We start from the raw sequence: 20002 nt of genomic DNA, 5'->3' as shown, positions 1-20002 counted from the left end.
GCGGATGCAGTGGAACGGGGGCTGCATCGCCGGCGACTTGGCGCGACCAAGGGGATTATCTGGAAGCACACTCATGAAACTGGCATTATCCTGTCGCGTCGTCGCGGCCCTGTTCCTGGCCTCAAGCCTGTCTTTCGCCGGTTCCGCGCCTGCCGCGGCCAAGGCGCCATTTCCTGCCGAAGGCGTGTGGCGCGGCGAATTCAATATCGATGGCGATCCCATTCCCTTCAACTTCGAAGTAAAGGGCAAGCGTGCGCAGGACGCGACCTTCACCCTGCTCAACGGCTCGCGCACGGACAGGTTCAAGGTCACCCCGCGCGACGACGGGACGTTCTCGGTGCGGATGAACACCTACGACGCCGTGCTGGAAGGCAAGGTCTCCGCGGATGGAAAGCACCTCGTCGGACAGTACAAGGACCTGGTGCCCAGCCGCAACGGTGCGCGCAACCTCGCCTTCACCGCCGAACAGGGCGCGGCGTGGCGCTTCGTCAAACCCGGCCAGGACGAGGCGCCGGCGGCGGACCTCAGCGGCAAGTGGGCCGTGCAGACCATCGACAAGGCCGCCCGCCAGGACAAGCGCAATCAGGTGGCGCTGCTCAAGCAGGAAGGCAACCGCCTCTCCGGCGTGTTCATGACCGTGGTCGGCGATACCCGCGAGCTGGAAGGCACCGTGCAGGGCAACCGCTTCTACCTGTCCGGTTTCAGTGGGCCCAGTCCGCTGCTGATCCGCGGCACGATCGATGAAGACGGCAACATACAGGGCGCGTTCGGCAGCGGCATCTACAACGTGGTCAAGTTCGAGGCCGAGAAGAGCGACAAGGTGGAGCTGCCCGATCCGTACAAGCTCACCTTCCTCAAGGATGGCCAGGACCGCATTGATTTCAGCTTCCCGGATCTGCAGGGCAGACAGGTCTCGCTGCAGGACGACAAGTACCGCGGCAAGGTGGTGATCGTCGAAGTGATCGGCACCTGGTGCCCGAACTGCACCGACCAGACCTACTTCCTGGCACCGTGGTTCAAGCAGAACCAGCACCGCGGCGTGGAGGCGGTGGCAGTGGCCTTCGAGCAGGAAGACAACTTCGACTACTTCAAGAAGACCCTGACCACGTTCAAGGACTACTTCGACATCCGCTACGACATCGTGTTCGGCGGCATCGCCGACAAGAAGGTAGCCACCGAGAAGCTGAAGGGCCTGAACTACATGGCCGCCTTCCCCACCACCATCATCATCGGCCGCGACGGCAAGGTCCGCGAAATCTATACCGGCTACACCGGCACGGTCACGGGCGAGTATCACCAGGACTACGTGACCCGCTTCAACAGCCTGCTCGATGGGCTGATCGCCGAACCGGATCCGTATGCAGCCAGCGCGGCCGCAACGGCTGCTCCCGCGACGACAGCGTCAGTGGCCGTCGCCCCGTAATTCCCGGCGGCGGCCAGCACTCCGGGTCGCCGTCCCCTCCCTGCGATGCACGTCCCGCACGGCCTCTTCGCGACGCCGCGGGCGACTGCGCGCCACTTCCCAGAGAACCGCCCATGCGTACTGCCCTGCTGTTGACCCTGCTCACCGCCGCCACCGCGCCCGCCGTGGCGATCGCCGCACCGGTGAGCTACCAGCTCGACCCGACCCACACCGATGTGCTGTTCACCTGGAACCACAACGGCTTTTCCTTCCCGACCGGCCGCGCGGCAATCAGCAGCGGCACCCTCATCTACGACGCGGCAAAGCCCACGGCATCGCAGGTGCAGGTGGAACTGCCCCTGGCCGAGCTGGTCACCCACGTCCCGAAGCTCGACGAGATCGTCAAGAGTGACAAGCTGTTCGACGTCGCGAAGTTCCCGCAGGCCAGCTTCCGCAGCACCTCCGTCGCCGCGCAGGGCACCGGTCGGCTGAAGATCAGCGGCGAGCTGACCCTGCACGGGGTCACACGCCCGGTCGTGCTCGATGCCACCCTCAACAAGGTCGGCGAGCATCCCAGCCGCAAGGTGCCCACGATCGGCTTCAATGCCACTGCGGTCATCCGCCGCAGCGAGTTCGGCCTGGACGCCTTCCTGCCCAACATCGCCGACGAAGTGCAGCTGCGCATCACCACCGAGGCACAGGGGGCCAAGGAGTGAATCGCAGCCTCCTCGCCATCGCCACGGCGTTGCTGCTGACCAGCGTCAGCGCCGTTGCCGCCGACATACCGAAGGTGGTGCTCGATCCCCGGCTGGAAGGGCGTGCCGACGGTACCCGCGAGCTGGTCATCGATGCACGCATCGCGCCCGGCTGGATCCTGTATGCGTCGGATTTCGAGCAGCCGCAGATCGGCCCGCGCGCGGCGCGGATCACGCTGGCGGATGGGACACACGCGGAGGGGGGCCTGCGTTCGGTCGACGCCCGCGAAGGCCACGGCCGCAGCTTCGCCGGCGACTATCGGTATACCTACTTCAGCCAGCGCGGGCAGCTGCGCCTGCCCATCGCCGCAGGCAGCACCCCCGTGAGCGGCACCCTGCGCGCGCAGGTGTGCTTCGAGGAAAGCGGGCTGTGCGAGCTGGTCCAGCAGGAGATCGCCGCGCGTTGAGCGCGGCATCGCCATGCCCCGCCCTGTCCGCTCCCTCCCGCTGCTGGCCGCGCTGATCGGCAGTGCCGCACTGGCGCCGGTGTTTTCCGCCGATGCACCGACCTATGACGGTGATCTCAGCGACAACACGCGCGCCCAGCTCGGCCGCCAGCTGTTCTTCGATCCCATCCTGTCGCGCGACCGCACGGTGTCGTGCGCCAGCTGCCACCAGCCGGCGCGCGCGTTCGCCGATGACCGCGCGCTCAGCCTCGGGGTGGAGGGCCGGCTGGGCACGCGCAACACCCCCAGCGTCATGAACAGCGCCGGGCGGACGCGTTTCTTCTGGGATGGGCGCAGCGAAACCCTGGAAGAACAGGCGCTCGCGCCGATCGCCAATCCGCTGGAGATGGACCTGCCGGTGGATGAGGCGATCAGCCGCCTGCTTGCCGACCCGGCCTGGGTCGCCCGCTTCCAGGACGCCTACAACGCGCCCCCCAGCCCGCGCACGCTGGGCCGGGCACTGGGCGCCTACCAGAAGACCCTCAACACCGTGGACAGCCCTTATGACCGCTATGCCCTCGGCCAGGAGGATGCGATCAGCGATGCGGCGAAGCGCGGCCGCCTGCTGTTCATCACCAAGGCCCAGTGCGTGAGCTGCCACGCCGGCGAAGACTTCACCTCGGACCGCTTCAAGAACATCGGCATCTACAACGGCCGTACGTTCAACGACGAAGGACGCGGGGGCATCACCGGCGATCCCGCGCAGAAAGGCGAATTCAAGGTGCCTGGCCTGCGCAACGTGGCCCTGACCGCCCCCTACATGCACAACGGCATGTTCAAGACGCTGCGCGAGGTGATCGTCTACTACGACGATCCCGCCAAGGTGATCCCCGATTCGATCGGCCGCGACGCGCAGCTGCGCGACCCGCTGCACCTGACCGAAGCGGAGATCGACGACATCGAGCAGTTCCTGCACTCCCTCACCGACGACCGCTTCGCGTCCCGAACGGCGTCCTCGACGGCTACCCCGCCATGACCTCTCCCCACCGCCGGTTCGGCACCTTGATCGCCTTCGCGCTGCTGGCTGCCCTGGCACTCGCGTGCAACGCCGCGCCGCTGCCCACCGAGCCACCCGCCGGCAAGCCCGCCCCCGCACTGCAGTGGAACGACCTCGACGGCGGCCAGGCCACCCTCGCGCAATGGCGCGGCCGTCCCGTCCTGCTCAACTACTGGGCCAGCTGGTGCGGGCCGTGCCTGAAAGAACTGCCTGACCTGCAGCGCTTCTCGCAGGCGCAGGCCGTCTTGCCGAACGGCGTGCACGTGGTCGGCGTCGCGCTGGACGACATCGAGGCCGCCAGGGCCCTGCGCGACCAGCTTGATCTCACCTACCCGCAGCTGGTGGAGAGTGACGGCCCGCCCGGCACCGCAGCCGGCTTCGGCAACCGGATCGGCACGCTGCCGTTTTCCGTGTTGATCGACGCACACGGCACGGTGCTGCAGGTCCACAACGGCCCCCTGCACCCCGCCGATCTCACCCGCTGGGCGGCTGCGGCGGGTGTAGCGCCGTGATCCGCACCCGCTGCACGGCCGCCGCGGCGGAGCGCTGTTGTCCGGGTCCGTTGCGCCAACGCACCTGCTGAGGCGGCCCTGCGGCCGCCGCCTGCCTGTCCGCCGCATGCCCTGCCGCATCGGCCCACCTATCTCCGGGGATCCTCCATGCTGTCCACGCACCATCGCCTGCCGTTGGTTGTCGCCGTCCTGTCCGTGCTCTTCCTGCCCGTCGCCGCACGCGGCGCGCCCGAGGCGGAGGCCGCCGCCAGTACCAGCACCGCCACCCTGGATACCGTCACGGTGACCGGCACCCGTGCACAGGGCCGCACCGTGCGCGAAAGCGCCGCGCCGATCGATGTACTGTCGGCCGAGGACATCCGCGCCGCCAACGCCACCAGCCTGCTGGACGTGCTCAACACCACCGTGCCGAGTTTCAACCTGCCGCTGGAAACCGGCGATCTCAACAGCATGGTGCGCGCCGGGCAGCTGCGGGGGCTGAACTCCAGCCACGTGCTGGTACTGGTGGACGGCAAGCGCCGCCATGCCACCGCACTGCTGGGCGCCGGGGGCTTCGGTGGCGCTGCGCCTGCCGATCTCGCGCTGATCCCCACCGGCGCGATCGAGCGCATCGAGGTGCTGCGCGACGGCGCCTCGGCGATCTACGGCTCGGACGCCATCGCCGGCGTGATCAACATCGTGACCCACAAAGGCGCGCGCGGCGGCAACGTGTCCTACCGCGATGGCACCTATTTCGCCGGGGATGGCCGTTCGCGCGTGGTGCAGGCCGATGCCGGGTTCGGCATCGGTGACGGCGGGTTCCTGCACCTGGCCGCGCAGCTGGACGACCAGGAAGCCACCGACTACACCAGTCCGGCCCGCGACACCTTCCTGTACTACTTCCCGCGAGATGCCGCCGGCAATGCGATCCGGCCCGGCGGCAACCAGGCCAGCAACCCGACCCTGCCGCCCGGTGCCACGCCGGATCCGCGCGAGGCCACCCGCGACAACAACGCCTGGCGCAACCGCGGCATCCGTGCCTTCCGGACCCAGGCCGCCACCGCCAATGCCAGCCTTCCCCTGGCTGCGACGGTGGACGCCTACGGACTGCTGACCCTCGCCCAGCGCGACGCATGGGCACCGCAGAACTTCCGCCAGCCGCTGCGCAACGAAGTGGTGCGCGCCATCGATCCGGATGGCTTCGCACCGACCGAGCACATCGACGAGAAGGATGGCGCCCTGACCCTTGGCGTGCGCGGCCAGCTCGGTGACTGGGACTGGGACCTGAGCAGTGGCTACGGCCGCGATGCGATGGACATCAACCTGCATGACAGCATCAACCCGACCTACGGACTGGACAGCCAGACCGATTTCTACATCGGCGACCTGCGCTACAGCGCCTGGACGCACAACCTGGACGTGCGCCGCCTGCTGCAGACCGGCTGGCTGAGCGCGCCCCTGGAGCTCAGCGCGGGCGCGGAGTACCGCGACGAGCGTTACCGGATCAGCGCCGGCGATGTGCAGTCCTACACGCATGGTGGCCACCGTGTCCTGGACGGACCTTACGCCGGCACCGTGCTGGGCATCGGCCTGGGCGGATCGCAGGCCCTGCCGGGCTATCGGCCGGAGGACGCGGTCGATGTCAGCCGCAACAGCGGCGCGGTGTATGTCGGCGTCGCCGCCGACCTGGGGTCGCGCTGGCGCATCGATCTGGCGGGTCGCCACGAACGCTATTCGGATTTCGGCAGCGAGACCACCGGCCGCCTGTCCACCCGCTTCGCGCTCCACCCCCGGTTCGCCCTGCGCGGGACGATCAGCAACGGCTTCCAGGCACCGTCACTGGCCGCACAGGCCTACCGCAACACCTCCAACGGCAATTTCTACACGGACCACATCCTGCAGGCGGGCTCGCCGCAGGCCATCGCCCTGGGTGCGCAGCCGCTGCGCCCGGAAACATCGCGCAGCCTGAGCCTGGGCATCGTCGCCGAGCCCTGGGCAGGCGCCTCGCTCACGGTGGATGCCTATCGCATCGATGTGGACGACCGCATCGCGCTGTCCACCACGTTCCGCGAAGGGCTGTACCCGGGCTCCGGCGCACTGGTCACCTCGGTCGGGCTCGGCGCCCAGGATGGGGTGCGTTACTTCATCAATGCCGCCGATACCCGCACCGAAGGCGTCGAGGCAACGCTGGAAGGCCGCTGGGATCTCGGCCGCGCCGGTGCGCTGCGCTGGACCCTGGCCAGCAGCCATACCCGCGCGGAAATCACCGGTCTGGCGCCCACGCCCGCGGTGCTGGCGGCCTTCAATGTGCCCGTCTTCAGTACCGGCTCGCAGAACGAACTGCTGTACAAGGCACCGAAGTCCCGCCAGGTGCTTGCCCTGGACTGGTCCCTCGGCCGCTACCGGGTGGGCGTGCGCCAGAGCCGTTATGGCGACATCCAGCGCTATGGCTCGCCCACGTCGGTCGCCACCAGCGGTCCGTATGCGGGCCAGGCCGAGATCGCCTACGACATCGGTGGGCTGTGGATCACCGATCTGCAGCTCGGTGCCACCCTCCCCGGCGGCTGGGACGTGGCCTTGAATGCCAACAACGTGTTCGACCGCAAGGTCACGAAAGTGCCGGCGCCGCTGCTGGCGGCGAACGAGTACTACCGCTACGCCAATGGCGGCCCGATCGACGGCTCCGGCGGGCTGTGGTCGGCGACCGTGCGCTACCGCTGGGACTGAGCGCGCGACAAGGCAAGGAACGCCGTCGCATCCTCACAGATCGGGATCAACGCCTATGCAAAAATAAGGGAACTGTGGCACACCGCGTCGCAGTGGACGGTGTGAGCTCCTGACGACCAGGCGACGCCGGGCCATTCGGGCGGTGGTCACCACTGGCAACGAGCAGGAGTCAATGAATGTCCTCGAGGAATTCCGGCGCAAGCGCCTTGGAGCTGTCCAGCTGCGCGCGTGAGCCGATCCGTACCCCCGGCGCGATCCAGCCTTACGGATTGATCCTGGTCCTCGATCACCTGACATTGACGGTCAACGCCCGTGCAGTCGCGCAACCGGACCTCATCGAGGCGCTCGGCGACCCCTTGGGGCACTCTCTGGAGGCGGTGCTCGGCGGTACCCTGGCCCACTGCAGGCCGCTGCTGGAAGCGCTGGAGCAAGGCGCTTCGCATTTTCTGGGAACGCACCAGGTGGGCACCGCGGGCCATCACCACACCGTGGCGCACCGGATCGGCGATGAGATCATCATCGAACTGGAAGCGCCGGTGCCGGGTGAGCCGGGCTCGCTGGAAGACCTGTACCCCTCGATCCGCCGCTTCATGGCCGCCATCGAGCGTGCGCCCACCACCCAGGCGCTGTGCGAGCTCGCCGCCGAGCACATCCGCGCCTTGACCGGCTTCGATCGCACGATGCTCTACCAGTTCGACCCGGACTGGAACGGCGCGGTGGTGGCCGAAGACCGCAATACCGTACTGCCCTCCTACCTCGACCTGCGCTTCCCGGAATCGGACATCCCCGCGCAGGCACGCGAGTTGTACCGGCAGAACCGGGTGCGGCTCATCGCCGACAGCCACTACACCCCCGTGCCGCTGGTGCGCCTGCCGGCCAGCGCCGACGCGCCGCCCACGGACCTGGGCCCGGCGATGCTGCGCAGTGTCTCGCCGGTGCACCTGCAGTACATGCGCAACATGGGGACCGGTGCGTCGATGTCGGTCTCGGTGCTGTGCGAGGGCGAGCTGTGGGGCCTGATCTCCTGCCACAACCAGGTCGCGCGCCGGGTGCCCTACCACGTGCGCACGGCCTGCGAGTTCATCGGCCAGATCCTGTCGCTGCAGATTGCGCTGAAGCAGCGCGCGGTGCTGATCGAAGAACGGGTCGCGCGCCGGGCGATCCAGGTCCGGCTGCTCGGGCGCATGGCCGGCGATACCGACTTCATGGCCGCGCTCGGGCGCGACCAGCACAGCCTGCTCGCGCTGACCCACTCCACGGGCGCGGCGATCGTGCACCGTGGGGAATGCATCCTGCACGGCGACTGCCCGAGCCAGCGCCAGGTGATGCAGCTGGTCCAGTGGCTGACGGCGCAGCAGATCGAGGGCGATATCTTCTGCACCGATACGCTGCCGCAGCGATGGAAAGAGGCAGAGGCCTTCGCCGGCGTCGCCAGTGGCGTGCTGGCCATCTCCATCTCGCAGCTCCACGACAGCTTCGTGATCTGGTTCCGGCCGGAGGTGGTCCGCACCGTGCGCTGGGGCGGCGATCCGCGCAAGGAAGAGACCGGTCAGCCCCTGTCGCCGCGGACCTCCTTCGAGGGCTGGAAGCAGACCGTGCGCGAGCAGTCGCTGCCCTGGAACGAGGTGGACCGCGATGCCTCGCTGGAGCTGCGCGCCGCGATCGTGGACATCGTGCTGCGCAAGGCCGAGGAAATGGCCGCGTTGAACGAGCAGCTGCTGCGCAGCAACAAGGAGCTCGAAGCATTCTCCTATTCGGTCAGCCATGACCTGCGCGCGCCGTTCCGCCACATCGTGGGCTACTCGGAACTGCTGTGGTCCTCGGCCGGCGAGAGATTGAACGATTCAGAAAAGAGATTCCTCGAGACCATCGTGGAGTCGGCAAAATCGGCCGGAACGCTGGTGGATGACCTGCTCAGCTTTTCGCAGATGGGCCGCTCGACCATGGGCCAGATCGCGATGGAGATGACGGCCCTGGTGGATGACGTGCGCCACAAGCTCGACATGGAATACACCGGCCGCGCCATCGACTGGCAGATCGCACCACTGCCCAAGGTGCTGGCCGACCCCGGCATGCTGCGGCTGGTCTGGCAGAACCTGCTGGCCAACGCGATCAAGTTCACCCGCGACACGCCCGAGCCCCGCATCGGGATCGGACACGAACGCACGGACACCGAGGATGTCTTCTTCGTGAAGGACAACGGCTGCGGATTCGACATGCGCTACGTGGACAAGCTGTTCGGGGTGTTCCAGCGGCTGCACCACGTCGATGAGTACGAAGGCACCGGCATCGGCCTGGCCAACGTCCACCGCATCATCACCCGCCATGGCGGCCGCACCTGGGCCCAGGGCCAGGTTGGCGCCGGCGCGACCTTCTTTTTCACCATTCCCTTTGCTGCTGGAGACCACCTATGAGAGATCTGCGACCGATCCTGCTCGTAGAAGACAACCCGAAAGACGCCGAACTGACGATGGCGGCGCTTGCGCGCTGCCAGCTGCTCAACGACGTGACCCATGTGCGCGACGGCGTGGAAGCGCTGGAGTATCTGCGCTGCCAGGGACGTTACGAAGGGGCCATGCACGGCGGGCCCGTGGTCGTGCTGCTGGACCTCAAGCTGCCCAAGCTCAACGGCCTGGAAGTGCTGAAGGAAATCCGCACCGACCGCGCCCTGAGCAGCACCCCGGTGGTGATGCTGACCTCCTCGCGGGAGGAGCAGGACCTGATCCGCAGCTACGAACTGGGCGTCAACGCCTTCGTGGTCAAACCGGTGGATTTCAAGGAATTCCTGGAGGCGATCCAGGGGCTGGGCATGTTCTGGGGCATCACCAACCAGCCGCCGCCGAACGGCACGCTGTTCGGCGGGAAGAGCAGACACGATGGCTGAGGCTGCCACAACAGGGACCATCAGCATCCTGATGGTCGAAGACAGCGCACTGGATGCAGAGCTGATCAGCGCGCAGCTGCGGCGCGCCGGCCTGCCGTTTACGGCCGAGCGCACCTGGTCGCACCAGGGCATGCTCGACGCCCTGGCCACGGCCTCCTTCGATGTGATCCTGGCCGACCACGTGCTGCCGGGCTTCGATGGCGACGCGGCCCTCACGCTTGCCAGCGAGATCGCGCCCGAGACGCCCTTCATCTTCGTCTCCGGCACGCTCACCGAAGAGCTGGCGGTGCAGGCGCTCAAGCGCGGCGCGCGCGATTACGTGGTCAAGTCGCGCCTGCAGCGGCTCCCCGATGCGGTCGTCCGGGCCATCCAGGAGGCGCAGGAGCGCCGCCGGCTGCTGCGCGTGGAAGCCGAGCTGCGTGACAGCCACCAGCGGCTGAAACTGATCACCGATTCCCTGCCGGCACTGATCGCCTACTTCGGCCACGACCACCGCTACCGCTTCGCCAACAATGCCTACTTCGAGTGGCACGGGCTGACCCCGGACACCGTGGTCGGCCGGCATACGCGCGAGATCATCGGCGAGGACAGCTTCAACGGCATCCAGCAGCATCTCGATCGCGTACTGGCCGGTGAGAAGGTGAGCTTCGACATGCTGTCGCTGCGCAGCAACGGCGCCCCCCGCCATGCACAGGTGGACTGCGTGCCCGAGCTGGGCCCCGACGGGTCGGTGGTGGGTTACTACGCCATGGCCCGCGACATCAGCGAGCTCAAGCAGGCGCAGGCCTTGTTGAAGGCCAGCAACGAATCGCTGGAGCGCCAGGTGGATGAGCGGACCTCGGCCCTGCACCGCAGCGAAAGCCGGTTGCAGGCCCTGTTCGAATCCAGCTTCCAGCACCAGAACCTGCTGACGCTCGATGGCTACATCATCGACACCAATTCCGCCTCGCTGGCCGCCATCCTGGCCGACAAGCAGGACGTGCGCGGCAACCTCTACTGCGAATCCGCGTGGTTCGCCGACACGCCCGGCGTGCCGGGCGTGGTCTGCACCGCCATCCTGGAGGCCGCGGCCGGCACCGCCTCCCGCCATGAGCTGGAGCTGCGCCTGCCGACCGGCAAGCGCACGTTCGACTTCTCGTTCCGGCCCCTGTTCGATCATCAGGCGCGGATCACCGCCGTCGTCTCCGAGGCCGTCGAAACCACCGCGCGCCGTCAGGCCGAGGAAGCGCTCCGGCACAGCCAGAAGATCGAGGCGGTAGGCCAGCTGACGGGCGGCATCGCGCATGACTTCAACAACATCCTGACCGTGATCGCCGGCAACATCGAATACGCCAAGATGCTGACCGACCGGCTCGGCGACACGGCGGGCAATTCCTCGCGCGCGCTCGACAACGCCATGAAGGGCGTCATGCGCGCGGCCAACGTCACCCAGCGCCTGCTCGCGTTCTCGCGCCGCCAGCCGCTGAAGAACATGCCGGTCGATCTGAACGAAGAGATGCGCGGCATGCAGGACATGCTCAAGCGGTCGCTGGGCGAACTGGTGCAGATCGACATGCTGCACAGCCCGGACATCTGGTGCGTGGAGATCGATCCGAGCCAGCTTGAGGCGTCGATCCTCAACCTCGCGGTCAACGCACGCGATGCCATGCCCGAGGGCGGTCGCCTGACGATCGAGGTCGACAACATCCACCTGGACAAGGATTACGCGGCACAGCATCCCGATGTTCCCCCCGGCCAGTACGCCATGATCCGCGTGCGCGACACCGGCCAGGGCATGTCGCCGGAGGTGATGGCGCGCGTGTTCGAGCCGTTCTTCACCACCAAGGAGGTGGGCCGCGGCACCGGGTTGGGCCTGTCGATGGTGTACGGCTTCGCCAAGCAGTCGGGCGGGCACGTCCTGCTGGATTCCGTCGAAGGCACCGGTACCACGATCACGCTGCTGTTCCCGCGTTCTGCGGCCGCCCTGCCCAGTACCCGCATGGCCGACGCCCAGGCGCTGGACGCCTTCGAGGTCGAGGAGGAAACGACGGTCCTGGTCGCCGAGGACAACGATGATGTCCGTGCCTATACCGTGGATACCCTGCGCCAGCTGGGCTATCGCGTGCTCGAAGCCCATGACGGCCCGTCCGCGCTGCGCTTGCTGGACCGGACCGACGTGCGCGTGGACCTGCTGTTCTCCGACATCGTGATGCCGGGCATGTCCGGCTGGGCGCTGGCCAAGGAAGCGCTGGCCCGCAAGCCCGGCCTGCGGGTGCTGTTCACCTCGGGGTATCCGCGCGATATCGACGCCAGCGGCACGGTCGGCCGCAGCATCGCCCTGCTGGCCAAACCGTTCACCCGCAGCGACCTGGCGCACTCCATCCGCACCTCGCTGCAGGATGAAAGCGCCGCCCACAGCGGTGCCGCGTTGAACTGAGGCCCCGAGCCAGGCGGGAACCCTGACAGGCGCTCCCGGCCGTCATGACGCCGGGCAGGCGTGCGATGCACGGCCGGCTAACACGCACGGGCGCTAAGGTGGAGATCCGCACAGGTGGCTGCACGCCACGAGGATCTCCACCCGCAATGAGTGCTGCCCGTACCCACCCGCGATGCCGCGTCCTGCTGGTTGAAGACGACGCACCGATCCGGGAGATGACCAAGGACATCCTCAGCGACGACGGCTTCGATGTCCTCGACGTCGCCGACGCCGAGACCGCGCTGGGGTGCCTCAAGCGCGACGGCCCGTTCGATCTGCTGGTATCGGACGTCGGCCTGCCCGGCATGGATGGCCGCGACCTGGCCACCATCGCCACCACGCTGCACCCGGCCATGCCCATCCTGCTGGTCACCGGCTACGCCGGGGCTGCGGGTGCCCGTCCCGATTTCCGCAGCGACGACATCAAACTGCTGCGCAAGCCCTTCACGCTCAAGCAGCTGGTGAGTTCGGTGCGGTCGCTGCTCTGAGCGCAGCGGGCGCGGTCGGCCGCGTGCACGCGCCCGGGACGCGCCGTTGGCGATGATGCGCGCACCCTCCCCGCTCCCGCCGACCGCCATGGCCAAGCCGACTGGCTCCCGTCTCGTCATCTATGCCGCCCTCGCCGGCAACCTCGCCATCGCCATCGCCAAGTTCGTCGCTGCCGGCATCTCCGGCAGTTCGGCCATGCTCAGCGAGGGCGTCCACTCCCTGGTGGACACCATCAACGAGCTGCTGCTGTTGTATGGCCTGCGCCGCGCGGAGCAGAAGCCGGACACCCTGCATCCCTTCGGCTACGGGCGCGAGTTGTACTTCTGGAGCTTCATCGTGGCGCTGCTGGTGTTCGCGGCCGGCGCCGGTGTATCGGCGTACGAAGGCATCCAGCACATCCGCAATCCCGAGCCGGCCACCAACCATCTGATCAGCTACATCGTGCTCGGCGTCTCGATCGTGTTCGAGGGCACCTCGTGGTGGATCGCGCTGCGCGAGTTCCGCGCCACCAAGGGTTCGCTGGGCTACTTCGAAGCCTTCCGCCGCAGCAAGGATCCCTCGACGTTCACCGTGCTGCTGGAAGACAGCGCCGCCCTGCTCGGCCTGGGCTTCGCGCTGGTCGGCCTGCTCGCCGCGCAGATGCTGGAGATGCCGATCCTGGATGGCGTGGCCTCGCTCTGCATCGCCGGCGTGCTGGCCGTCACCGCCTTCCTGCTCGCCCGCGAAACCAAGGGCCTGCTGGTGGGCGAGCCGGCGCACCCGAGCGTGGCCAAGCGCATCCTCGCCGTGGCCACCTCCGATGCCGATCTGCGACGCGCCAATGGCGTGACCACGATGCAGATGGGCCCGGACCAGGTCGTGGCGATGCTGAGTGCGGAATTCGAAGATGATCGCACCACGCCGCAGATCGAGGCGTGCATCACGCGGATCGAGAAGGCGGTGAAGGCCGAGTACCCCGAGCTGGTGGCGTTGTTCGTCAAGCCACAGACGCCGGAGGTGTTCCAGGCACGACGTGCGGCGCTCGGGGAGCCGCATCCCGACAACTGAGCACACTGGACACTGCACCACGCATGCGTCGATTCGCCCAAGCCATCGCGGATACCGCCTCCCTGCCAGACGGGCTTCCCGCCGCATTGGCACGCGCGCTGGCGACCGCGCCGGACCACTACAACATCGGCAAGGCCGGCATCGCGACCGTGCTCGCGCGTGACCACGATGGTTCGATCGCGGTGGCCGACATGGTGTGGGGCCTGGTGCCGCGCTGGTCCAAGGAACCGGCCACGCCCTACACGACCGTCACCGCCCGCCTGGATCGCGCGCCCCGCAGCCGCATCTACGCGCAGGCGTGGGCGCAGCGCCCGTGCGTGCTGCCCCTGAGCGGCTATTACAAATGGGACCGGCAGCGCCGACCGCCGTGGCCGCTGTTCGTGCAGCGCAGCGATGGCCTGGCCCTGCTGGCGGCGGGTCTCTGGGAGCACTGGGAAGGCGACGACGGCCAGCAGCTGGACAGCTTCACCGTATTGACCGGCCCCAACACCGCGATCCCTTCGCCACTGACCCCGGATGGACCGATCTTCATCGATGCCGGTACGGCGCTTGACTGGCTCAGCGGTGCTTTCAAAACGCCCGCGGCGTTGAGTGCCCGAGCGTCCAGGCCGGCCTTGGAGGCGTATCCCGTGAGCCGTGCCTTCCGCGATCCCGCGCGCGACGATTACACGCTGCTGGAACCTGTCGATCCGGATGCCGCAGCAGGAATCGCCGAGGCGCAGGAGTGGGACGGCGATGGAGGGGACGAGCGCGATGCGGATGAATGACGTGCAGCGCGCGTGAGCGTCAACCTTTCCGGCTCTTGAACGGATTCCGCGCGCGCGGCGGATTTCACCTTCGCGCCACCGCCTTCCCGTCAGGGTGGAGATGCCCAGCAACACGGGCCGTCTCTCTAACCAATCGTGGAGTCAACCATGGACAAGAATCGCACTGAAGGCGCCAAGAACCAGGTCAAGGGCACCGTAAAAGAAGTCGTGGGCAAGGTCACCGGCGACAAGACGAAGGAAGTGGAAGGCAAGATCCAGAAGGGTGTTGGCGAAGTCCAAAGCGACGTGGGCAAGGCGCGGGATGACGCTCGCCGCTGAGTCTTGACCCCACCGCTCTCTGGCCCGACCCGGGCAGAGAGCAGTGGGAGGCTAGCCGTGTGCATCGCCGGCATACGCCACCCAACCTCGGAATGACAGCGCGGCATAGAACAGACCCGGCCGCTCGAATCCCGCTTCCTCCAGCATCGCGACCTCCTGCTCCGGCGACAACGTGGGCAGCCGATTGGCGATGCTGTCGGCACGTGCAGCTGCCGTCTCTCCCAGCAGACCGCGCGCCGCTACGAACGCAGCCCAGCGCTGGAACCACCTGTGTTTCTCCAACGGATCGCTCGGCACGCTGTGGTGCGCGATGATCAATGGTGCACCTGGCTTGAGGCGACGCTTCAGTGCGCACAGCGTCTGCAGACGCTCTTCCGCTGACAGGAAATGCAGCGTCAGCAAGCAGGTGGCGCCATCGAACGCGATATCCGGCGCGCTGTCGATATAGCCTTCGATGAGGTCCACGCGGGCGGACAGCTCGACTCCCAGCGTACGCTTCGCCAGCCCTAGCATCTCGGCGGAGGGATCCACGCCGGTGAAGCACCAGCTGGGACTCGCTTCTGCGAATGCCCTCAGCTCCATGCCACCGCCCGCCCCCAGGACCAATACGCGACCCTGCGCTGGCACGTGTTCGGCCAGCAGGACGTGGGTCATCTGGTGCAGCGCGTGAACGCCGGGCACCTGGCGAACCAGATTGTCGGCGTATTGGGCGACGGCATCGGGATCAGAGAAGGACATGCGACCACCAGACCTTGGGGTCTTAAATGTAACATCCGTTGTTACATTCAAATCGTGATTTCAGACTTTTCTGACATTTTGGACCGGTGTGCCTTCAGTAGGATCAACACACTCGACGCGAGTGATGCCCGCCAGGACGGCACTGTCATTGCCGTCACGGCGGACCGGCAGTCAGATAAGGAGCGCCTGAAATGAATCGACACATCCTGCTATTGCTCGTGGGCGCCGCCCTCGTACCTGCCGCCGCGGCCAGCGACGGTCCCGTTCTGAAGGGCACGAAGGAGCTCCGCGACTACTGGATCTATGACCACGCGACGTCCCTTCCCCTCGCCGAAGCCGCCGGCATGGACATCATCGTGCCGCCTGAAATGAACAGGCAGGCCGTTCCCTGGAACAAGACCTACGCGGTCCGGATCGACAGCACGGGCACCGTCATCAGCGCGGAGTGCACGGATTGCGCGGAGAATGATCCCGTAGCACCGATCGTTGCGCGTGGCTTCTTCGTGGAGCGCTACACGCCTGCACCTGGAAACACGCAGCGTCTCCCCGTGCAGGTCCTGCTCCCCGCCGAGCTGATTCCCCCCGCCGGCTGAGCGGGTTCGAGCACCGGCTACTCCAGCAACCCCATCAGCGAGTGGTGCACCGCTACACCTGCCAGCGCGCCCTCGCCCACTGCCAACGCGATGCTGCCCGCCATCCGGGCCGCATCGCCGCAGGCAAACACGCCCGGCACCGTGGTCTGTTTGGCCGAATCGGTGGTGATGCAGCCGCCATCCTTCAATTCGCAGCCCAGCTGCCCGGCGAGATCCGTGGACAGCCGCGAATGCGGCGAGATGAAGAGCGCATCCACCTCCACCCGCCGCCCATCGGCGAGCACCACCGTGGCGGTGTCTTCCACGCGCGTCACCCGCGCCGATTCGATCACGACGCCGCACTCCTCCAGCCGTGCATGCTGCTCTGCATCGATCCTGGCGGATGCCTCGCTGCAGAACAGCGTGATCCGACCCCAGTCGCAGAGCAACAGGGCCTGGGCCGCGCCGCCATCCTTCGCGCAGCCAATCACACCGATTCGCCCTTCGAACACCTCGTAGCCGTGGCAGTACGGGCAATGAAAAACGCTCCTGCCCCAGCGTTCGCCGATGCCGTCGATGTCGGGCAGGTCGTCGGTCACCCCGTGGGCCAGGATCACTCGATCCGCCACGAAGGTCTGGCCCTCTTCGACATTGACCTGGAAGCTCCCGCCGTCATCGATCACCTGTGCCGACACCGCTGTATCGGTGAGCCACGTCAGGGTGGGATAGCGCAGCAGTTCGTCGCGGGCCTGGGAGGCAATGTCCGCCGGCGGCAGGCCTTCCCTGCCGAGGAACCCATGGGCGACGCGCGCATTCCGGTTGCGCGGTTTTCCCCCGTCGATGATCAACACCTTGCGCCGGGCGCGGACCAGCTGCAGCGCTGCGGACATGCCGGCGTAGCTGCCGCCGATGATGATCACATCCAAACGATCAGGAGCCCGATCGGCCATGGCGCTGTCCTGCGATCTCGCAGAGTGACGAATGCGCCAGAGTGCGTGAGGCGGGATCAACGCCGCGCGTACAGCGTGTGAGCCCCTGCATCACAGCGGGCCGTCGAGCCGGACACCGAGGCGCCCCTACCACCGCAGGGCAGTTCAGCAGTCACTGGAATTCACCATGCTATACAACCGGGCAAGCACCGCCTTGGGCGTCGCAGAACCTGTCCCCAAGGCAAGCGACAGCACGTATCTGCGCGATGCCGTGTCGCCGACAGGCCATTTGGATGAAGCCCGCATGACATCGATCTTTTCCACCGCACCTCTCCGCCGGCCGGGCATGACCCGCGACATCGCACTGGCACTTCTCCCGCTGAGGCGCTACAGCACGTTCTCCGGGCGCGCCAGCCGCAGGGAATTCTGGGCGTTCGCGCTGCTTGCCTTCAGCGCGCTTGGCGGTTGCTACGCCTTGATGATGTGGACCTACAGTGCCGCATGGGTCATTGCGGGCATGGTGCTGGCGGCGCTGCTGGCCCCCGTCCTGGTGATTCCCCTGATTGCCGTCACGATCCGACGGCTTCACGATATCGACGAATCCGGTTGGCTGGCGCTTCTCGTCCTTGTGCCGTTGGGCGTGTTCGTGTTCTTCCCGCTGATGCTGCTTCCTCCCACGCCGGGATCGAATCGCTTTGGCGCGCGTGACCCAGACCTCATGCAACGGGACGCATGAGCCAGGCAGCCCGGATCTCTGGTCGAACCACCCTCCCTCACTCGCCCTACATGTTAATATTTCTCATTCGCACCTAATCCCTCCCCGCGCCCGATGACCCGCCCATCGCTTCGTCTCTCTGCCCTGGGCCTGGCCCTGACCTTGGCCTGCGCTTCGGCCCATGCGGCCCCTCCCCCCTCGCCCGATGTGCGCCAGCTGGACGCCGTGCAGGTGCTCGGGCGCGCCCAGACCCTCTACCGCGTGGACGACGCCACGGTGGGCACGCGTACGGACACGCCGTTGGCGCTGGTGCCGCAGTCCATCCAGGTGGTGCCGCGTGAGCTGATTGAAGACCAGGCGGCCCGCCAGATCACTGACCTGTACCGCAGCATCAGCGGCATCAGTTTTTTCAGCTATGCGGGCGTGACCCTGCGCGGCTTCCGGCAGGAAAACGTCCTGTATGACGGCGTGCGCGGCGACCCCTATGCCGGCTTTTCGGTGCCGCAGCTGTTCAACATCGAGCGCGTGGAAGTCCTGAAGGGACCGGCCGGTGCCCTGTATGGCGGCGGCGATGCAGGAGGCGTCATCAACTACGTGACGCGCAAGCCCAAAGCCACCCCCGAGCGCCGCATTGAACTGCAGGCCGGCAACAACGATTTCCGGGCTGCGTCGATCGAGGCCACCGGGCCGATGAACACCGCTGGCAGCGTGCGCTACCGCGCCGGGCTGTACGGCGACACCGAACAGGGCGTGCGCTGGAACGCGGACAGCGAAAGCGTGATTGGTGATGCGTCGCTCGCCTTCGACGTGGGCGATACCGGCGAGTTGACCCTGCAGTTCACCGACATCACCCAGAACCTGGGCGGCAACCGCCTGCGTGGCGTGCCGGTGGACGACAACGGCAGTTTTCTGACCGACCGTCGCTGGAACCACAACGAAGCCACCGACTTTCTCGACATGCGGGCCAAGGTCGCGTTGGCGCAGTATCGCTTCTCGCCCAGCAGCAACCTCGATGTGGATGTGGGTGCACGCTGGTTCGAGAACAACGAACACCAGATCTACCACGAGCCGATGGGCCTGATCGACCGCAACCGCGACGGCGTGCCCGAATGGATGACACGCCAGCTGCGTAACCAGATCCGCGACAACGATGCATTTACCGCCAACGGCAACGCGGTGTGGCGCGTCAGCACCGGCAACATCGAGCACAAGGTGCTGTTCGGCGCCGATGTGTACCAGCAGGATGCCGACTTCACCGCGCAGACGGCCAACAGCGCCGACCTGGCGCGGGGTGCCGGCCCGGTGCCGGGCATCGACCTGTTCAACCCGGCATATGGCGCAAGTTCGTGGCGCGACTACAACCTGGCCACCCTGCCCTGGCGCAGCACGAGCACGCGTAGCAAGCGCTATGGCGGCTACCTGCAGGACGAACTGACGCTGACCCCGCGCTGGCATGTGCTGGCCGGACTGCGCTGGGATGGGTTCAAGGACGATGACCGCATTGCCGACACCCGCGTGGACGGCAACGACATCAGCTGGCGGCTGGGCAGCACGTATACCGTGCTGGAAGGCGTCAATGTCTACGCCAACATCGCCAGCGGCTTCATGCCCCAGAGCGCGGCCAACCAGAGCGCCGAGTCGGGCGGACCGTTCGATGCCGAGCGCAGCAGACAATGGGAAGTCGGTTTGAAATCCCTGCTGGCCGAGCGTGTGACCCTGAACCTGGCCGCGTACCGGATCGACCGCAGCAATATCGTGCAGGCCACCGGCGAGATCGTGGACGGCGTCAACCAACTGGCCGCCCTGGGCCTGGTGCGCAGTACCGGCATGGAGCTGGATCTGCTGGCCGATGTCACCGAACGCTGGGTACTCAACCTGACCTACGCCTACAACGATGCGCGGGTGAAGGATGCCGGCAGCAACGGCATCACCAATGCCTCCGGTGACCGCTTCGCCAATGCGCCGCAGAACAAGCTCGGCCTGTGGACACGCTACGACCTGCCGGCGATCCGTTCCGCCATCGGCTTCGGTGCCGATTACGTGGATGAGCGCGTCAGCCTGGATGGCCAACGGGTAAAGCCGTACACCGTGTTCGACATGAGCTGGAAGACGCAGTGGCAGCAGTGGCAGTTCCAGGCCAACGTCAAAAACCTGTTCGACAAGGTCTATGCAGCCAGTGGCTTCACCGAGCGCACCGGCCACTTCCCGGGTGAACCACGCCGCGTCTACGTGCAAGCTGCGTACTCCTTCTGAGCCTGCCCATGCGCCCG

General features: G+C 67.0%; 18 protein-coding genes. 16 read left to right on the top strand and 2 right to left on the bottom strand.

The features are described 5' to 3' along the window. Positions 1-73 precede the first annotated feature (73 nt). From HH110_RS04740 to HH110_RS04680, 13 genes are all read left to right on the top strand, one after another. On the top strand, positions 74-1423 hold the full coding sequence (locus HH110_RS04740; RefSeq protein WP_176988601.1) for a peroxiredoxin: 1350 nt from the start codon (positions 74-76) through the stop codon (positions 1421-1423). 113 nt (positions 1424-1536) lie between these two features. Then, complete coding sequence (locus HH110_RS04735) at positions 1537-2118, top strand: YceI family protein (protein ID WP_176988600.1); 582 nt, start codon at positions 1537-1539, stop codon at positions 2116-2118. Then, positions 2115-2564 carry a protein-disulfide reductase DsbD domain-containing protein gene (locus HH110_RS04730; protein WP_176988599.1) on the top strand — a complete coding sequence of 150 codons (450 nt, stop codon included), beginning with the start codon at positions 2115-2117 and terminating at the stop codon, positions 2562-2564. The genes HH110_RS04735 and HH110_RS04730 overlap by 4 nt, the downstream gene beginning before the upstream one ends. Positions 2565-2577: 13 nt before the next feature. Further along, positions 2578-3579 carry a cytochrome-c peroxidase gene (locus HH110_RS04725; protein WP_176988598.1) on the top strand — a complete coding sequence of 334 codons (1002 nt, stop codon included), beginning with the start codon at positions 2578-2580 and terminating at the stop codon, positions 3577-3579. Beyond that, entirely contained in the window at positions 3576-4112 is a 537-nt protein-coding gene (locus tag HH110_RS04720) for a TlpA disulfide reductase family protein (protein ID WP_176988597.1), read from the top strand. Before HH110_RS04725 ends, HH110_RS04720 begins: the two co-directional genes overlap by 4 nt. Positions 4113-4259: 147 nt before the next feature. Continuing rightward, complete coding sequence (locus HH110_RS04715; protein ID WP_176988596.1) at positions 4260-6818, top strand: TonB-dependent siderophore receptor; 2559 nt, start codon at positions 4260-4262, stop codon at positions 6816-6818. A gap of 176 nt (positions 6819-6994) precedes the next feature. Beyond that, positions 6995-9232 (top strand): ATP-binding protein, encoded by a 2238-nt coding sequence (locus HH110_RS04710; RefSeq protein ID WP_176988595.1) that lies wholly within the window; start codon positions 6995-6997, stop codon positions 9230-9232. Further along, complete coding sequence (locus HH110_RS04705) at positions 9229-9702, top strand: response regulator (RefSeq protein WP_176988594.1); 474 nt, start codon at positions 9229-9231, stop codon at positions 9700-9702. Before HH110_RS04710 ends, HH110_RS04705 begins: the two co-directional genes overlap by 4 nt. Then, on the top strand, positions 9695-12118 hold the full coding sequence (locus tag HH110_RS04700) for a hybrid sensor histidine kinase/response regulator (RefSeq protein ID WP_176988593.1): 2424 nt from the start codon (positions 9695-9697) through the stop codon (positions 12116-12118). The genes HH110_RS04705 and HH110_RS04700 overlap by 8 nt, the downstream gene beginning before the upstream one ends. Positions 12119-12264: 146 nt before the next feature. Further along, positions 12265-12645, top strand: a complete 381-nt coding sequence (locus HH110_RS04695) for a response regulator (protein WP_176988592.1) — start codon at positions 12265-12267, stop codon at positions 12643-12645. 88 nt (positions 12646-12733) lie between these two features. Then, positions 12734-13693 carry a cation diffusion facilitator family transporter gene (locus tag HH110_RS04690; protein ID WP_176988591.1) on the top strand — a complete coding sequence of 320 codons (960 nt, stop codon included), beginning with the start codon at positions 12734-12736 and terminating at the stop codon, positions 13691-13693. Positions 13694-13716: 23 nt separating this feature from the next. Beyond that, positions 13717-14460 carry an SOS response-associated peptidase gene (locus HH110_RS04685; RefSeq protein WP_176988590.1) on the top strand — a complete coding sequence of 248 codons (744 nt, stop codon included), beginning with the start codon at positions 13717-13719 and terminating at the stop codon, positions 14458-14460. Positions 14461-14607: 147 nt separating this feature from the next. Continuing rightward, a complete protein-coding gene (locus HH110_RS04680; protein ID WP_019184192.1) occupies positions 14608-14778 on the top strand; it encodes a CsbD family protein in 171 nt (56 codons plus the stop codon). Between the two features lie 51 nt (positions 14779-14829). Here the strand turns inward: HH110_RS04680 and HH110_RS04675 are convergent, their stop codons facing one another. Continuing rightward, positions 14830-15516, bottom strand: a complete 687-nt coding sequence (locus HH110_RS04675; RefSeq protein ID WP_176988589.1) for a class I SAM-dependent methyltransferase — start codon at positions 15514-15516, stop codon at positions 14830-14832. A gap of 191 nt (positions 15517-15707) precedes the next feature. Here HH110_RS04675 and HH110_RS04670 point away from each other — a divergent pair, with 191 nt between their 5' ends. Next, positions 15708-16109 (top strand): hypothetical protein, encoded by a 402-nt coding sequence (locus tag HH110_RS04670; RefSeq protein WP_176988588.1) that lies wholly within the window; start codon positions 15708-15710, stop codon positions 16107-16109. Positions 16110-16126: 17 nt separating this feature from the next. On the opposite strand, the gene HH110_RS04665 is transcribed toward HH110_RS04670, so the two are convergent. Beyond that, positions 16127-17008: an NAD(P)/FAD-dependent oxidoreductase gene (locus HH110_RS04665; RefSeq protein ID WP_342589217.1), complete on the bottom strand. Its 882-nt coding sequence runs from the start codon at positions 17006-17008 to the stop codon at positions 16127-16129. A gap of 196 nt (positions 17009-17204) precedes the next feature. On the opposite strand from HH110_RS04665, the gene HH110_RS04660 reads away from it, so the two are divergent. Together HH110_RS04660 and HH110_RS04655 are read left to right on the top strand one after the other, a co-directional pair. Next, positions 17205-17753: a DUF805 domain-containing protein gene (locus HH110_RS04660; protein ID WP_241696410.1), complete on the top strand. Its 549-nt coding sequence runs from the start codon at positions 17205-17207 to the stop codon at positions 17751-17753. A gap of 93 nt (positions 17754-17846) precedes the next feature. Continuing rightward, positions 17847-19985: a TonB-dependent siderophore receptor gene (locus tag HH110_RS04655; protein WP_176988587.1), complete on the top strand. Its 2139-nt coding sequence runs from the start codon at positions 17847-17849 to the stop codon at positions 19983-19985. The last annotated feature ends 17 nt before the right edge of the window (positions 19986-20002 follow it).

It is taken from the genome of Stenotrophomonas sp. SAM-B (genome assembly GCF_013387485.1).
In the GTDB taxonomy this organism is placed as follows: Bacteria; Pseudomonadota; Gammaproteobacteria; order Xanthomonadales; family Xanthomonadaceae; genus Stenotrophomonas; species Stenotrophomonas maltophilia_AA.
Note: the sequence above shows the minus strand (reverse complement) of the source record. Positions and strands in the feature narration are given on the sequence as shown.

What these genes read in the sequence shown, in the direction of transcription:
- HH110_RS04660 (WP_241696410.1), top strand. Translation starts at nt 17,205, where the DNA reads ATGCTATACAACCGGGCAAGCACCGCCTTGGGCGTCGCAGAACCTGTC.
- HH110_RS04715 (WP_176988596.1), top strand. Translation starts at nt 4,260, where the DNA reads ATGCTGTCCACGCACCATCGCCTGCCGTTGGTTGTCGCCGTCCTGTCC.
- HH110_RS04680 (WP_019184192.1), top strand. Translation starts at nt 14,608, where the DNA reads ATGGACAAGAATCGCACTGAAGGCGCCAAGAACCAGGTCAAGGGCACC.
- HH110_RS04675 (WP_176988589.1), bottom strand. Translation starts at nt 15,516, where the DNA reads ATGTCCTTCTCTGATCCCGATGCCGTCGCCCAATACGCCGACAATCTG.
- HH110_RS04725 (WP_176988598.1), top strand. Translation starts at nt 2,578, where the DNA reads ATGCCCCGCCCTGTCCGCTCCCTCCCGCTGCTGGCCGCGCTGATCGGC.
- HH110_RS04700 (WP_176988593.1), top strand. Translation starts at nt 9,695, where the DNA reads ATGGCTGAGGCTGCCACAACAGGGACCATCAGCATCCTGATGGTCGAA.
- HH110_RS04710 (WP_176988595.1), top strand. Translation starts at nt 6,995, where the DNA reads ATGTCCTCGAGGAATTCCGGCGCAAGCGCCTTGGAGCTGTCCAGCTGC.
- HH110_RS04690 (WP_176988591.1), top strand. Translation starts at nt 12,734, where the DNA reads ATGGCCAAGCCGACTGGCTCCCGTCTCGTCATCTATGCCGCCCTCGCC.
- HH110_RS04685 (WP_176988590.1), top strand. Translation starts at nt 13,717, where the DNA reads ATGCGTCGATTCGCCCAAGCCATCGCGGATACCGCCTCCCTGCCAGAC.
- HH110_RS04720 (WP_176988597.1), top strand. Translation starts at nt 3,576, where the DNA reads ATGACCTCTCCCCACCGCCGGTTCGGCACCTTGATCGCCTTCGCGCTG.
- HH110_RS04705 (WP_176988594.1), top strand. Translation starts at nt 9,229, where the DNA reads ATGAGAGATCTGCGACCGATCCTGCTCGTAGAAGACAACCCGAAAGAC.
- HH110_RS04655 (WP_176988587.1), top strand. Translation starts at nt 17,847, where the DNA reads ATGACCCGCCCATCGCTTCGTCTCTCTGCCCTGGGCCTGGCCCTGACC.
- HH110_RS04735 (WP_176988600.1), top strand. Translation starts at nt 1,537, where the DNA reads ATGCGTACTGCCCTGCTGTTGACCCTGCTCACCGCCGCCACCGCGCCC.
- HH110_RS04695 (WP_176988592.1), top strand. Translation starts at nt 12,265, where the DNA reads ATGAGTGCTGCCCGTACCCACCCGCGATGCCGCGTCCTGCTGGTTGAA.
- HH110_RS04740 (WP_176988601.1), top strand. Translation starts at nt 74, where the DNA reads ATGAAACTGGCATTATCCTGTCGCGTCGTCGCGGCCCTGTTCCTGGCC.
- HH110_RS04670 (WP_176988588.1), top strand. Translation starts at nt 15,708, where the DNA reads ATGAATCGACACATCCTGCTATTGCTCGTGGGCGCCGCCCTCGTACCT.